Source organism: Candidatus Pelagibacter giovannonii (assembly GCF_012276695.1).
Lineage (GTDB): Bacteria > Pseudomonadota > Alphaproteobacteria > Pelagibacterales > Pelagibacteraceae > Pelagibacter > Pelagibacter giovannonii.
Genome location: NZ_CP038852.1, coordinates 1,051,486 through 1,065,275 on the forward strand (window position 1 = coordinate 1,051,486; position 13,790 = coordinate 1,065,275).

Sequence of the window (13,790 nt, forward strand, 5' to 3'; positions counted from 1 at the left end):
TCATTCAATGTGTGTTTATTATTTATCAAACAACCAGATCTTGTGTCGTTATTATTAGGATTTATATCAGATCACTAATAGGTGAAAATGTTTTACGGTGATATTTGGTAATACCAAATTGCTTAATTGCTTTTAAATGTTCTTTGGTTCCATAACCAGAGTTTGTATCCCATCCATAATTATTAAATTCTTTTGAAAGTTTTGTAATAAATTTATCTCTACTGACTTTTGCAATAATTGATGCAGCAGAAATGCTTGGAATTTTTTGATCTCCTTTAATTATATATTTTAATTTATAGTTTTTTAGGTCAGGCAGTTTGTTGCCATCAATTAAAACAAGTGAAGGTTTTGTTTTTAACTTAAGAATAGCTCTTTTCATTGCAAGTAAACTTGCATGCAATATATTAATTTTTTCAATTTCTTTAGTCGACGCCTGACCTATAGCCCATATAGAATTTTTTTTAATATATTTTTCAAGCTCTTCTCTTTTGTCTTTTGTTAAAGTTTTTGAATCTTTTAATAATTTTTTATCAATAGAGTTATTTAATATGACAGCTGCTGCATAAACGGGTCCGATTAAGCATCCTCTACCAACTTCATCAACACCTGCTAAGATTTTCATTAAATGGATAGTTTTAGTTCAAAGATTCTTTGCTTAATTTTTTTTAAGTCATCCCATGAATATTTTTTGTTTTCAGGAGCTCTTAAAAGATAAGAGGGGTTAAATGTTATGATAACATTGTAGTTTGTATTCTTGACAATTACTTCTTTCCATTTTCCTCTCTCAATGGAAATTTTACTATTTAAACCTGTTAAAGATTCCATAGCAGTACTACCCATAAGAATTATTATTTTAGGATTTATTATTGAAATATGTTTTTGTACAAATTGAGAATATCTTTTAATTTCTGTAGAGTTTGGCTTTCGATCTTCAGGGGGCCTAAAGTTTACAGCATATGTTGTATAAATATTTTGTTTTTCAATATTTATTGCAATTAGCATTTTTTTTAAAAGATCTCCTACCTCACCCATAAAAGTTAATCCGGAGTTATCTTCTTCAACACCTGGGGCCTCACCGATTATCATTATTGGGCTATTAATATTTCCATCTCCTAAAACCATCTTTTTTGAATTATTCTTTAAATTACAATCGCTAATTGAGTTTATTTGTTCTTTAAGATCCATAAGCTCTTTAACTTTATCTATTTTTTGAATATTCAGATCTTTTTTTAAATCATTACTAGTATTTTTTAGTCTATTGATTGGGTTTTCATCAAAAATAAAGTCAGATCCAGTAGAGTTTAAAAACTCAGAGTCAAAATTCGTTTTTTGATTTATTAATTTTTTAGACATAGAATAGCCAAATGTTGCTAAAGTTTTTTAAATTATTTTTAATATTATTACTTTATCAGAGTCCATTATACTCAAAAAATAACAGTTTAAACGATTTTAATGCGAGGTATTTGTCTAATTATTTTTCAGGAATTGTAGCTTATGAAAATCTAGATAATACGGAAGCTTTAAAATTTTTTAATTCATCAAAAATATTAATAAAACAGCATGATGCCTATCTTGAGAGGTATGTTTTTTCTTTAGTGCTTGATGGTAAAGTTAAGAAAGCAATTAATCAAGTTAAACAGAACTCAACAAAAAACAACTCTGACTTTTTTCAGGCTAACCTGTTACTGGCAGTTGATAGTTTAAAGAAAAAAAACTTTAAAAAAAGTAAAGTTTATATCGATAGATCATATGAATTTATTAACAACGATAGGCTTTCTCTAATCATTGCAGAAACCTTCAAACAATATTTATCAGTTTTTGAAGAAAAAAAATTAATGAAGCAAAAAAATACGTTTGGAAATTTTTCATTTATTAACGAAGTTTTTCAACGATGTTATTTGAATGATAAAGATACTGAGAGGTATTTTAATACATTAATTAATTCACAAAACGATGCTGATTATTCAAGATATACATTTTTTTTGATCAGTTATTTAATCGAGAATGACAATTATGATAAGGCAAAAAAAATTACTAATAATTTTGATTATTTAAATTCATCAGTATTAATTTCTCAAGGTAAAAAATGGATAGAGGATAAAAACTTAGGTAATTTTCAAGATATTTTCTTATGCACTAATGCGAATGATATCGTTAGTGAGCTTTTTTTTCTAATAGCAAATCTCTATTCATCTCAAAATGATTATGAGAAATCAAATTTTTACTTAAACATAGCAAACTATTTAAATCCTAAATTTATTTTCAATTTGTCTCTATTAGCTGAAAATTATTATTTGAATGATGATTATTCCAATACATTAAAAACTCTCAAAGTATTTGATAAAAAGCATGAATTTTATTATTGGTTTAAGTTAAAAAAAGAGTCTCAAATTATTTTAAAAAAGTCTGATCAAGAAACATCTCTAAATTTTATCAATGAAAAATTTAAAGAAATTAAAAACCCAAATAAAAAATTTTTATTTGATATCGCAAATACGCATAAAAATGCAAAAAGATATATTGAAGCGATAAGTTTTTACGATCAAATACTTTTAAAAATGGACGTTAATTCAGACTTATACGCTGAAATATTATATAGGCGTGGAGGAAGTTATGAAAGATCTGGAGATTATATAAAAGCAGATAAAGATTTATTAAAATCTCTAGAAGCCAACCCAGATGATGCTTATGTTTTAAATTATTTAGCTTATTCATGGCTGGAAAGAGAACATAAAATTGAAACAGCTCTTAAGATGCTTGAAAAAGCTTATGCAGCCAGAAGCAACGATCCATATATTATTGATTCAATTGGTTGGGCATATTACTTGGTTGAAGAATATGAGAAGGCAGAAAATTTTCTTAAAAGAGCGGTTGAATTAATGCCTCAGGATCCAATAGTTAACGATCATTATGGTGATATTCTTTGGCAGTTGGATAGAAAAATTCAAGCAAGATATTTTTGGCAAGCTGTTTTAAATTTAGATGAAACAGAAGATACCATGAAAGAAACTATTAAAAATAAATTAATAGAGGGATTAAAAAATTCCTAAATTATGAATAGTTTTAAGATAAAGTCTTATGCAAAGATAAATTTAGCTCTGAACGTTACTGGAAAAAAATCAAAGCTTCATAATATTGAAAGTTTAATTTCTTTTATTGATTTACATGATTCAATCACACTAAGAGAAAGCAAAATAAAACAGCATAAAATAAATTTTTTTGGAAAGTTTTCTAAAAATATTAGTAAAATTAATACCATTTCAAAATTGCTAAAAATTTTAGATAATAAAAACCTTTTAAATAATAAAAAATATGAAATTAAAGTTATAAAAAATATACCCCAAAAAGCAGGAATGGGAGGTGGATCCATGAATGCTGCCAGTCTATTAAATTTTTTTATTGAAAAAAAAATAATTAAATTAAAAAAAAGTGAGATAAGAAAAATAAGTAATGAAATAGGATCAGATGTTATCTTAGGTATAAAGCCATCATTTGCTATTCTTTTATCTAATGGAGATATTAAAAAATATAAAAATAAAATTAAATTTTATATATTAGTTGCGAAACCTAACTTTGGATGTTCTACAAAATATATTTATTCTAAAGTTAATTCATTCTCCAAACCACAATTCAATCCTCCTAAACAGAAACTATTTGAAGCAAAATATTTAAAAAATTTAGACAATCATCTTGAAAAGGTTGCCTTAAATAAATATCCGGAACTTAAAATAATTAAATCTTACCTCAGCGGTTTACATGATACTCTATTTGCTAGAATGTCTGGATCAGGATCCTCAATAGTGGCTTATTTTCATTCCAAAAAGGCCTGCAAAAAAGCCTGCAGTCAATATAAACGAAAATTTAATAGCCACTGGTGTATTGAATCAAAAACTATATAATTTTTTTTTTTGTGATATATGCAACTAATATTGGCCCATGGTGAAGTGGTATCACATCTGTTTTTGGTACAGAGATCCGAGGTTCGAATCCTTGTGGGCCAGCCATATATGAATAACTTATTAGATAAAATTTTTTTTAGATCTCAAAACCTTAATCACATAAATTTAGGCTTCAAAAATATTAAAAAAGAAACAGAGGCTTCAAAAATATTTGAAGCAATTCATTCATACACTAGCAATAGTGAAATCCGTTATGTTGGTGGATGTGTAAGAAAGATTATCAATAAAGAAAGATATGACGATATAGATTTAGCAGTAAATCTAAATCCAAAAGAGGTATGTGAGGCCCTTACTATAAAAGGCATAAAGTATTACGAGAGTGGAATAGAACATGGAACAATTACAGCGTTAATTAATGACATAAAGTTTGAAATTACATCATTAAGAAAAGACGTTGATACAGATGGACGACACGCAAAAGTAGAGTTTTCTGATAGTTGGAAAGATGATGCTTCTAGAAGAGATTTTACTATCAATTCTATTTATGCTGATATTGAAGGAAATTTATTTGACCCATTTGATGGAAAGAAAGATTTAGAAAATGGAAAAATTAATTTCATTGGAAATGTAGAAACAAGAATTAAAGAAGATTATTTAAGGGTGTTAAGATATGTTAGATTCTTTCTTAGTTATTCTAAACATAGTCATGATCCAAAAGTCATTAAAGCAATTAAAAAAAACCTAAGTGGTGTTTCAAGTATTTCCTCAGAAAGATTAATAGATGAATTCCAAAAGTTATTAAAATCAGATGGTTTCTTGAAGTTAACCAAGGATAAGGATTGTTTAGAGATTATAAATCTTATTTTTCCCCAAATAAAAAATATTTCTTTATTTAATAAAATGAATGTTTTTGCCAAAAAAAACTTTTCACAAGTGAACTTTATTTTCCTATTATCTTTAATGATTATTGATGGAACTGATAATGTAGATTACTTTATTTATAAATTCAATTTATCCAAAAAAGATCAAAAAAGACTTGTATTTTTAAACAAGTTTTATTTAGAAAAAAATACTAGTCAAACTTTTTCAGAAAAAAACCTAAATAAAATTTTTTATCTTAATGGTAGGGAGGCATTGTTAGATATTCTTTATTTTAAAATTTTTAAATCTAAAAAAGCAGACAATAAGTTAACTAAATTTATTGAAATTTTTAAAAAAAAAGAAATGCCTGTCATGCCATTTAAAGCTAGTACTTTGATGGAAAAATATCAAGTTCCTGAGGGAAGAGAATTGGGACAGAAGTTAAAAGCGATAGAAGAAGTCTGGACTAGTAATAACTTCAAAATTTCAGATAAAGAAGTTAAAAAAATAGTAAGTAATTAAACGTACTTTACATCTTTAATTTCAAAGTTTTTTACACCTGCGGGAGTTTTAATTTCAACTAAATCATTTTTGTTTTTCCCAATTAGACCTCTACCAATTGGGGATTGAAAAAATATCAGTTTTTTTTGAAGATCAGCCTCATCTTTTCCAACTATTTTATAAGTAATTTTTTCTCCAGTATCTAAATTTTCTAAATCTACAGTTGAGCCGAAGATAACTTTTCCATCATTACTTATTTTAGTTACATCGATAACATTTGCTCTTGCAATAATATCATTTATTTCTGTAATTCTTCCTTCGTTATGAGACTGTTCTTCTTTTGCAGCATGATATTCAGCATTTTCTTTTAGATCTCCATGAGATCTTGCTTCAGATATTGCAGCAACTATTTGAGGTCTTTTTTTTTCTTTAAGAATAATTAACTCTTCCTTTAAGCTTTCAAGACCATCTATTGTTATTGGTTCTTTATCCATTTTAATTCCATTTTGCTATTGGAGGCAAAGACATTAATATTCCCTCAACATTACCACCAGTTTGTAAACCAAATTTTGTCCCTCTATCATATAGTAAGTTAAACTCAGCATATCTACCTCTTTTAATATATTGTATCTCCTTCTGCTTTACAGTCCATTTTTTTTTATGCTTTAATTGTATTATTGAGTTGAATATCATTTGAAAAGTAACTCCAAGGTCTGTTACAAATTTAAAGTCTTTCTCCCAATCATTTTTTTTGTAATCAAAAAAAATACCACCAATTCCTCTTGTTTCCTTTCTATGTGGTAAATAAAAATATTCATCACACCACTTTTTGTAATTTTTATAAAATTTTTTATCATGTCGATCACACATTTTTTTTAATTCTCTATGAAGGAATCTTTTTTCTTTAATATCTGGAATGCAGGGTGTCACATCCGTACCACCACCAAACCATCCATGTGTTGTGTAGATAAACCTTGTGTTAAAATGAATTGCTGGAACGTGAGGATTTTTCATATGCATTACAATAGAAATTCCTGATGCCCAAAAATTTCGATCTTTAGAAGTACCTGGGATTTTTTTACTCATTTCTTTTGAAAACTTTCCATGCACTTCTGAAAAATTTACACCAACTTTTTCAAAAATCTTACCATTTTTTAAAATTCTAAACTCTCCGCCACCTTCTTCTTTAATTTTATTTCTATTCCAAGTATTAGATTTAAATTTTATTTTTTTTCCTTCTAGTTTTTCAATATCGTTACAAATTGTGTTCTGCAGCAACTTAAACCAATTAGAAGCAAGTTTTTTTTTAATTTCTTTATCCATTATTTATTAAAGTTAATTTGTCTTAAATTTTCTGAAAGAATTATAGCAACTGAGGAGGCTATATTTAAAGATCTTTTATTGTCCATCATGGGTATTTTTAACCTATACTTAATAGAATTATGAACATGATCTGGTACACCAGCACTCTCTCTTCCAAATAGCAGTGTATCGTTACTCTCAAATTTGAATGCAGTATAAGAATCTGCTGATTTTGTTGTTAATAATATTACCCTTTCATTCTTTTTTGATTTAAAAAACTCTTCTGAACTTTGATAGAATTTTATCATTTTTTCATCCATGTAATCCATTACAACCCTTTTAAATCTTTTATCGCTGAATAAAAAACCACAAGGTTCAATTATTTCTAAATCAGCACCTAAACATGCGCATGTTCTGATAATAGCTGCTGTATTTTGAGGAATATCAGGTTCATATAAGGCAATTTTGGGTCTCAAATTCATGTATTATGTGTCATTGTTTCAGTGGAAAAAAAACTTTTTTCTTATATGAAATCATATATTAGATAACAATATACAAAAAATTATAGATGTCTGAAAAAAAACCTGAAAGAAGAGAATTTTTATTTACCGCCTCCTATGCTGTAGGAGCTGTTGGGGTAGGAGCTGTTGTTTGGCCTTTAGTTGATCAAATGAACCCGGATGCTTCGGTTAAAGCATTGGCTAGCACAGAAGTTGATGTTAGTTCAGTTCAGCCCGGGAAAACAATCACTGTACTTTGGAGAGGAAAACCAGTTTTCATTAAAAGAAGAACTCCTGATGAAGTAGCAGAAGCGAGAGCTGTTAAGATGGAAGATTTAAAAGATCCTCAAAAAGATGAGGATAGAGCGAAAGATCCAGAATGGTTAGTAATGCTTGGCGTATGTACACATTTAGGATGTGTACCCTTAAATGATAAAGGTGATTATAATGGATGGTTTTGCCCTTGTCATGGTTCACATTACGATATTTCTGGAAGAATTAGAAAAGGTCCTGCTCCAACAAACATGGAGGTTCCAAAATATGAATTTGTCAACAGTAACACAATTAAAATTGGATAATAAATAATTATGAGTGATCACGAGTACGTTCCCAGTTCGAAATTTGGAAAATGGTTTAATGACAGGCTTCCACTTTTATCATTAGCTAGTCATTTAACTGATTACCCAACACCTAAGAATTTAAATTATTGGTGGACATTTGGTGGAATTTTAACTTTTTGTTTAATTACACAAATCGTTACAGGTTTAACTTTAGCAATGCACTACATTGCTCATGCTGATATGGCTTTTGAAAGTGTTGAACATATCATGAGAGATGTAAACTATGGTTGGTTAATAAGATATATTCACGCAAACGGTGCTTCAATGTTTTTCCTAGCAGTCTATATCCATATATTTAGATCTTTGTTTTATGGGTCATATAAATCTCCAAGAGAAATAATCTGGATTATTGGAATAATAATTTATCTTTTAATGATGGCAGCAGCGTTTATGGGTTATGTTTTACCATGGGGTCAGATGAGTTTTTGGGGAGCAACAGTTATTACAAATCTTTTTAGTGCAATACCTTTAGTGGGTGAAGGAATAGTAAATTGGTTGTGGGGAGGTTATTCTGTAGATAACCCAACTTTAACAAGGTTTTTTACGTTACATTACTTAATACCATTCTTAATCTTGGGCTTAGTAGTTCTTCATATTTGGGCTTTGCATGTTCCTGGAAACAATAACCCAGTAGGAATAGATGTTAAAAAGCCTTCTAAGGATACCGTACCATTCCATCCATATATTGTAATCAAGGATGCCTTTGCATTATTAATGTTTATGATTGTATTTGCATTTTTTGTTTTTTATTCACCAAATATTCTAGGACATGCGGATAATTATATAGAAGCAAACCCAATGGTTACACCAGCTCATATAGTTCCTGAGTGGTATCTATTACCTTTTTATGCAATCCTAAGGTCAGTTCCTGATAAATTGATGGGAGTAGTTGCGATGCTGTCAGCAATTTTAATTTTAGCAGCACTGCCTTGGTTAGATACTTCAAAAATTAGATCAGCAGTATTTAGACCTCTTTACAAGCAATTTTATTGGATATTGGTAGTGGATGTATTGGTTTTAGGTTACGTGGGTGCGATGCCAGCCGAAGGACTTTACTTATTGATTGCTAGGGTTGCCACAGCTTACTACTTTATTCATTTTTTAATAATCTTACCGGTATTAGGATTTAAAGAAAAAACTATACCCATACCTTTAAGTATTACAGAGCCAGTACTTGGAGGGATGCCAATGGCATCAGCTGTTAAAAAAAAAGAAAGTTTAGATTAATTAAGTGAAAAATATTTTCAAAATTAGTTATTCAATCATTTTTTTATTAATAGGTACTCTTACAGTTAATGCTGCAGAAAAAGTTGATCTTTTAAAAACAGATTGGAGTTTTAAGGGATTATTTGGAAAATTTGATAGGGGTGCTTTACAAAGAGGGTACCAGGTTTATTCAGAAGTTTGTGCTGGCTGTCATTCAATGAAATACGTAAGTTATAGAAACTTATTTGAACCAGGTGGACCAGAATTTACTGAAGAGCAAGCGAAAGCTATAGCTGCAAGTTTTGAAGTTACAGATGGACCAAATAATGATGGTGAAATGTTTGTCAGATCAGCAAAATTATCTGATAAATTTGTCATGCCTTTTGAAAATGTTAAGGCCGCTCAAGCAGCAAATGGAGGAGCCTATCCACCTGATATGTCAGTATTAGCTAAAGCTAGAAGTGGTGGGGTTGATTATATTTATTCATTACTTTTAGGTTATGAAGATCCACCAAGCGGCGTAACTCTTGATGAGGGGGTTTACTATAATAAATATATGTATGGTAATAAAATTAAGATGTCACAACCTTTAATGGATGATGCGGTAGAATATAGCGATGGTACAAAAGCTACAGAAGAGCAAATGGCAAAAGACGTTACAACATTTTTAATGTGGACAGCTGAGCCTCATTTAGAAAGTAGACACAAGATGGGCTTTAAAGCCATCTTATATTTAATTATTTTAACTATTCTGGTTTACTTTAGTATGAAGAAAATTTGGTCACGTATTGAATCTGAAGTTTAATATATCGCCATCTTTGACAATATAATCTTTTCCTTCAAGTCTCATTTTTCCATTTGTTTTTGAATTGACCCAACCATCATTAGCTATGAAGTCTTCATAAGCAATCGTTTCAGCTCTTATAAAACCTTTCTCAAAATCAGTGTGTATTTCACCAGCTGCTTTTGGTGCTGTACAATTTTTTTGAATAGTCCAAGCTCTAGTTTCTTCAGGTCCAGATGTAAAATAAGTGTCTAGCTCTAAAATATTATAACCTTTTTGAATTAACATATTTAAACCAGTTCTTTTTAATCCAATCATTTCCATATAATTTTCTTTTTCTTCATTTTCTAACTGATTTATTTGGTTTTCAATATCAGCTGAAACTATTAAGGTATTTTTTTCACTAAATTTATCAATAAAGACTTGTGTGTATTTATTTCCATTTTGAACACTTGCTTCATCAACGTTACATACAAAAATTTTAGGCTTTAAAGACAATAAACCACTTTGGTTTATTAATTTTTTTTCAAATTGCTCGTAAAGTACCTCAATATCTTTAGAATTATTTATACAGTCAGATGCAATTTCTAATATTTTTAATTGTTCCTCATCCACATTTTTTTTATTATTTTTTTCTAATCTTTTTTGTATTGATTCAAGATCTGCAAGCATCATTTCTGTTTCAATAATTTCCAAATCTCTAATTGGATCAACAGTTGGGTTTACATTTTGAATATCATCAGAGTCAAAACATCTGATCATATGTATGACCGCATCAACTTCTCTTATATGAGATAAGAATTTATTTCCTAAGCCTTCACCTTTAGAGGCACCTTCTACCAGTCCAGCTATATCCACAAACTCAATAGTGGTATTAATTTTTTTTTTTGATTTTGATATTTCTACTAATTTATCTAGTCTTTCATCGGGTACAGGAACTACTCCAACATTTGGTTCTATCGTACAAAAAGGGAAATTCGCAGCTTGTGCCTTGCTAGAATTTGTAAGTGCATTAAATAATGTAGATTTACCAACATTAGGTAAGCCAACAATTCCACACTTAAAACTCATTACTTATTATTTACAGTGCTTGAGAATAAATCTAATTTTTTATCAATTAATACAGTCATTGAATCAATAATATTTTTAGTAATTTTTTCTAGTTGTATCATTTCATCTTCATCAAAATCTTTTAATACATGGTCTGAAACATCAGCCTTAGTTTTTGGTTTTCCGATTCCTATTCTTACTCTTGAATAATCTTTACCAATAAATTTATCAATAGACTCAATACCATTATGTCCCGCACTAGATCCTGCAAATTTTGCTTTTACTTTTCCAAACTCAAGGTCAAGATCATCATGGAAGACAATCACATCTTCAGGGTCAATTTTAAAGTATTCAATTAATTCTCTTATGCAAATTCCAGAGTTATTCATAAAGGTTAATGGTTTTATTGCATAAACTTTTTTATCTTCAATATTACCTGTGGTTAGTAACCCTTTAAATTTTGGTTTTTGTTTAGACAAACCAAATTTTCGATTAAGAGCATCAATTAATTTGAAACCAATATTGTGTCTGTTGTTTTCGCTATCGGGTGTTGGATTTCCTAAGCCTACAAATAAAAGCATATTTTTTTTAAATCGTATCTAGGAGTCTTCACTATAATAAGTTGATTATTTTTTTTCTTCAGTGGCTTTTTTTTCTTCGCCATCTTTTTTATCACCTTCAGCTACTGGTGCTGCTTCTTTGCCATCTTCTGTCGTTGCAGCTGTTTCTTCAGCTTCAGCTGGTTTTTCTGGCTCTTTCATAACTGTAGGTGCTGCCAATGTTGCAATCACAAAATCTCTTCCAATAATAGTTGGTGTAACACCTTCTTCTAGTTTAACTGAAGATATTTTGAAACTTTCCCCAATATCTACTCCATCTAAATCAATAGTTATTGCAGATGGTATTTTTTCACTTGGACATTTTAGTTCTATTTCTCTTCTAACAATGTTTAATACTCCACCTCTTTTTAAGCCTGGTGAAGTTTCGTGGTTAATAAATACTACAGGCACTTCTATTCTAATTTTTACACCTGGGACAACTCTTAGAAAGTCAATATGAGTTGGCTCATCTGATATTACGTTATAAGTAATTTCTCTTGGTAAAACATTTTGAGGCTTTCCATCTAAATTAAGAGTTATTATATTTGATAAAAAGCTTCCTTTTTGTATTAGAGATTTTAATGTTTTTTTTAATACAGCTACTTTTTGATTTTTCTCTGGTCCCCCATAAATTATACCAGGGATATCTCCAGATAACCTAAGAGATCGAATTTCTCCTTTAGATTTAGTGTTTCTAGTATTTGCATCAAGTGAATTCATAAAAAGATGGCTTTTAGCCCAAGTTTCTTAATAACTCAAGATAATTATTTAAATAAATCAGATACAGATGTTGAATTAGAGATCCTTTTAATTGCTTCACCCATAAGGGTAGAAATAGGCAAAACTTCTATATTTTTAACATTTTTTATTTTGTCTTGATTATCAATTGTATCCGTTATTACCAATTTTCTAATAACTGATTTTTTAATTTTATCTACTGCTTCTCCACTTAAAACTCCGTGAGTAATATAAACATAAACTTCTTTAGCACCTCTTTCTTTTAATGCTTTAGCGGCATTAATTATGGTTCCACCTGAATCAATTATATCATCAACTATTATGCAAGTTTTCCCTTTAACATCTCCTATAACATTCATAACCTTGGATTGACCTGGTTTAGGTCTTCTTTTATCCACAATAGCAAGTTCCACATTTAAAATTTTACCAAGTGCTCTTGCTCTTTCAGTCCCACCAACATCTGGTGCAACACAAATAATATTTTTGCTTTTAATATTTTTTTTAGCATGTCTTGCAAAAATCGGTGTAGCAAATAAGTTGTCTACAGGAATATCAAAAAAACCTTGAATTTGTCCAGCATGAAGGTCAACAGTAACAACTCTATCAGCACCAGCTTTAGTAATTAAATTAGAAACAAGTTTTGCAGAAATAGAAGTTCGAGGTACTACTTTTCGATCTTGTCGCGCATATCCAAAATAAGGAATTACAGCTGTAATATTTTTTGCTGAAGATCTTTTTAAAGCATCAATACAAAGTAGCAACTCCATTAAGTTGTCATTTGCAGGTGATGAAATAGACTGAATTATAAATATACTATTACCTCTAATATTTTCATTAATTTCTATATAAATTTCTCCATCAGAAAATTTTTTTATACTTGAGTTTACAAGCTTAGATTTTAAATATTTTGCAATATTCTTACTTAGAGGTTTATTGCTGTTTCCAGTTAATAATTTCATGAGATATTATCAATTAATCATAATTACAGAAATATTTCTACCATAATCATTCTCATTACGACTAATAGATCTTCGAGCACTAAAAAAATTATTTTTAGGATTAAATGTGTCTTTATTGATTATATCAATTTTCTTTATATTTAAGGCTTTTAATTGAGAATGGACATATTTCTTTAAATTAAAGAAATCTTTATTTTTAATTTTCTTAAAAAATTTTTTATTTTTTCCATCTTTTTTAATGAGTTTTTTAATAAAATCTTTTTTTACCTCATAATTATTTAATGAAATACATGGCCCGATAACAGCAGTAATATTCTTAGGAGCACAGCCTTTTTTTATCATAAAATTTAAGGTTCTTTTAATTATCCCTTTGAAAGCACCTTTCCAGCCAGCATGGATTGCTGCAATCATCTTTTCTCTCTCATCATAAATTAGTATTGGAGCACAATCAGCAGTCAATATAGCTATAGGAAATTCCTTTTTATTTGTGATTAGCGCATCTCCCTCAAAATTATAATTTTTAAGTTTTAGATTTTTATCTACAAAATGAAATTTATTACTGTGAATTTGTTTGAGTAAGATAATTTTTTTGAGCTTAGTTTTAATTTTCCTTTGTACGATTTGAAGATTTTTTAAAATATTTTGTTTATTATCTGAAGATCCAGGACCACAATTTAAACTCTTAAAAATACCTAGAGATTTTCCACCCTTTCTATTAAAGAAAGCGTGCTGTAAGTTTTTAAATTTGCTGAGTTTCTTTGACTTAATCAA

The 13,790-nt window shown here is 29.0% G+C and carries 16 protein-coding genes and 1 tRNA gene; 7 read left to right on the plus strand and 10 right to left on the minus strand.

Annotated features, from left to right (window positions below; translation table 11 throughout):
• Positions 1-61 precede the first annotated feature (61 nt).
• Both E5R92_RS05785 and E5R92_RS05790 read right to left on the minus strand, forming a co-directional pair.
• Positions 62-622, minus strand: a complete 561-nt coding sequence (locus tag E5R92_RS05785) for a ribonuclease HII (RefSeq protein WP_168607141.1) — start codon at positions 620-622, stop codon at positions 62-64.
• Entirely contained in the window at positions 622-1,353 is a 732-nt protein-coding gene (locus E5R92_RS05790) for a uracil-DNA glycosylase (protein ID WP_168607142.1), read from the minus strand. The genes E5R92_RS05785 and E5R92_RS05790 overlap by 1 nt, the downstream gene beginning before the upstream one ends.
• Positions 1,354-1,463: 110 nt before the next feature.
• Between E5R92_RS05790 and E5R92_RS05795 the strand changes: the two genes are divergently transcribed.
• The 4 genes from E5R92_RS05795 (at position 1,464) to E5R92_RS05810 (ending at position 5,282) form a co-directional block, all read left to right on the plus strand.
• On the plus strand, positions 1,464-3,050 hold the full coding sequence (locus tag E5R92_RS05795) for a tetratricopeptide repeat protein (protein WP_229704516.1): 1,587 nt from the start codon (positions 1,464-1,466) through the stop codon (positions 3,048-3,050).
• A 3-nt stretch (positions 3,051-3,053) separates the two neighbouring features.
• Positions 3,054-3,899 (plus strand): 4-(cytidine 5'-diphospho)-2-C-methyl-D-erythritol kinase, encoded by an 846-nt coding sequence (locus tag E5R92_RS05800; RefSeq protein WP_168607144.1) that lies wholly within the window; start codon positions 3,054-3,056, stop codon positions 3,897-3,899.
• Between the two features lie 31 nt (positions 3,900-3,930).
• Positions 3,931-4,004: transfer RNA gene (locus E5R92_RS05805), tRNA-Gln, on the plus strand.
• A gap of 3 nt (positions 4,005-4,007) precedes the next feature.
• A complete protein-coding gene (locus tag E5R92_RS05810; protein ID WP_168607145.1) occupies positions 4,008-5,282 on the plus strand; it encodes a CCA tRNA nucleotidyltransferase in 1,275 nt (424 codons plus the stop codon).
• On the opposite strand, the gene greA is transcribed toward E5R92_RS05810, so the two are convergent.
• Genes greA through E5R92_RS05825 form a run of 3 tightly spaced genes read right to left on the minus strand, consistent with a single transcriptional unit; the run spans position 5,279 to position 7,045 of the window.
• Positions 5,279-5,755: a transcription elongation factor GreA gene (gene greA / locus E5R92_RS05815; protein ID WP_168607146.1), complete on the minus strand. Its 477-nt coding sequence runs from the start codon at positions 5,753-5,755 to the stop codon at positions 5,279-5,281. The two genes, E5R92_RS05810 and greA, sit on opposite strands and share 4 nt — an antisense overlap.
• 1 nt (position 5,756) lies before the next feature.
• Entirely contained in the window at positions 5,757-6,584 is an 828-nt protein-coding gene (gene hemF / locus E5R92_RS05820; RefSeq protein ID WP_168607147.1) for an oxygen-dependent coproporphyrinogen oxidase, read from the minus strand.
• Positions 6,584-7,045, minus strand: a complete 462-nt coding sequence (locus E5R92_RS05825) for a tRNA (cytidine(34)-2'-O)-methyltransferase (RefSeq protein WP_168607148.1) — start codon at positions 7,043-7,045, stop codon at positions 6,584-6,586. Before E5R92_RS05825 ends, hemF begins: the two co-directional genes overlap by 1 nt.
• A gap of 86 nt (positions 7,046-7,131) precedes the next feature.
• On the opposite strand from E5R92_RS05825, the gene petA reads away from it, so the two are divergent.
• The 3 genes from petA to E5R92_RS05840 are packed head-to-tail and all read left to right on the plus strand — an operon-like array spanning position 7,132 to position 9,694.
• A complete protein-coding gene (gene petA, locus E5R92_RS05830) occupies positions 7,132-7,641 on the plus strand; it encodes a ubiquinol-cytochrome c reductase iron-sulfur subunit (RefSeq protein WP_168607149.1) in 510 nt (169 codons plus the stop codon).
• 9 nt (positions 7,642-7,650) lie between these two features.
• The gene (locus tag E5R92_RS05835) at positions 7,651-8,910 is read left to right on the plus strand and encodes a cytochrome b (RefSeq protein ID WP_168607150.1); all 1,260 of its coding nucleotides are present in this window, start codon (positions 7,651-7,653) and stop codon (positions 8,908-8,910) included.
• 4 nt (positions 8,911-8,914) lie between these two features.
• Complete coding sequence (locus tag E5R92_RS05840) at positions 8,915-9,694, plus strand: cytochrome c1 (protein WP_168607151.1); 780 nt, start codon at positions 8,915-8,917, stop codon at positions 9,692-9,694.
• On the opposite strand, the gene ychF is transcribed toward E5R92_RS05840, so the two are convergent.
• Genes ychF through pgeF form a run of 5 tightly spaced genes read right to left on the minus strand, consistent with a single transcriptional unit; the run spans position 9,671 to position 13,790 of the window.
• The gene (ychF, locus tag E5R92_RS05845) at positions 9,671-10,744 is read right to left on the minus strand and encodes a redox-regulated ATPase YchF (protein WP_168607152.1); all 1,074 of its coding nucleotides are present in this window, start codon (positions 10,742-10,744) and stop codon (positions 9,671-9,673) included. The genes E5R92_RS05840 and ychF overlap by 24 nt on opposite strands.
• Positions 10,744-11,304 (minus strand): aminoacyl-tRNA hydrolase, encoded by a 561-nt coding sequence (gene pth, locus E5R92_RS05850; RefSeq protein ID WP_168607153.1) that lies wholly within the window; start codon positions 11,302-11,304, stop codon positions 10,744-10,746. The genes ychF and pth overlap by 1 nt, the downstream gene beginning before the upstream one ends.
• Before the next feature lie 45 nt (positions 11,305-11,349).
• On the minus strand, positions 11,350-12,042 hold the full coding sequence (locus E5R92_RS05855; protein WP_168607154.1) for a 50S ribosomal protein L25/general stress protein Ctc: 693 nt from the start codon (positions 12,040-12,042) through the stop codon (positions 11,350-11,352).
• Positions 12,043-12,086: 44 nt separating this feature from the next.
• Entirely contained in the window at positions 12,087-13,019 is a 933-nt protein-coding gene (locus E5R92_RS05860) for a ribose-phosphate pyrophosphokinase (protein WP_168607155.1), read from the minus strand.
• Between the two features lie 9 nt (positions 13,020-13,028).
• Complete coding sequence (gene pgeF, locus E5R92_RS05865) at positions 13,029-13,790, minus strand: peptidoglycan editing factor PgeF (RefSeq protein WP_168607156.1); 762 nt, start codon at positions 13,788-13,790, stop codon at positions 13,029-13,031.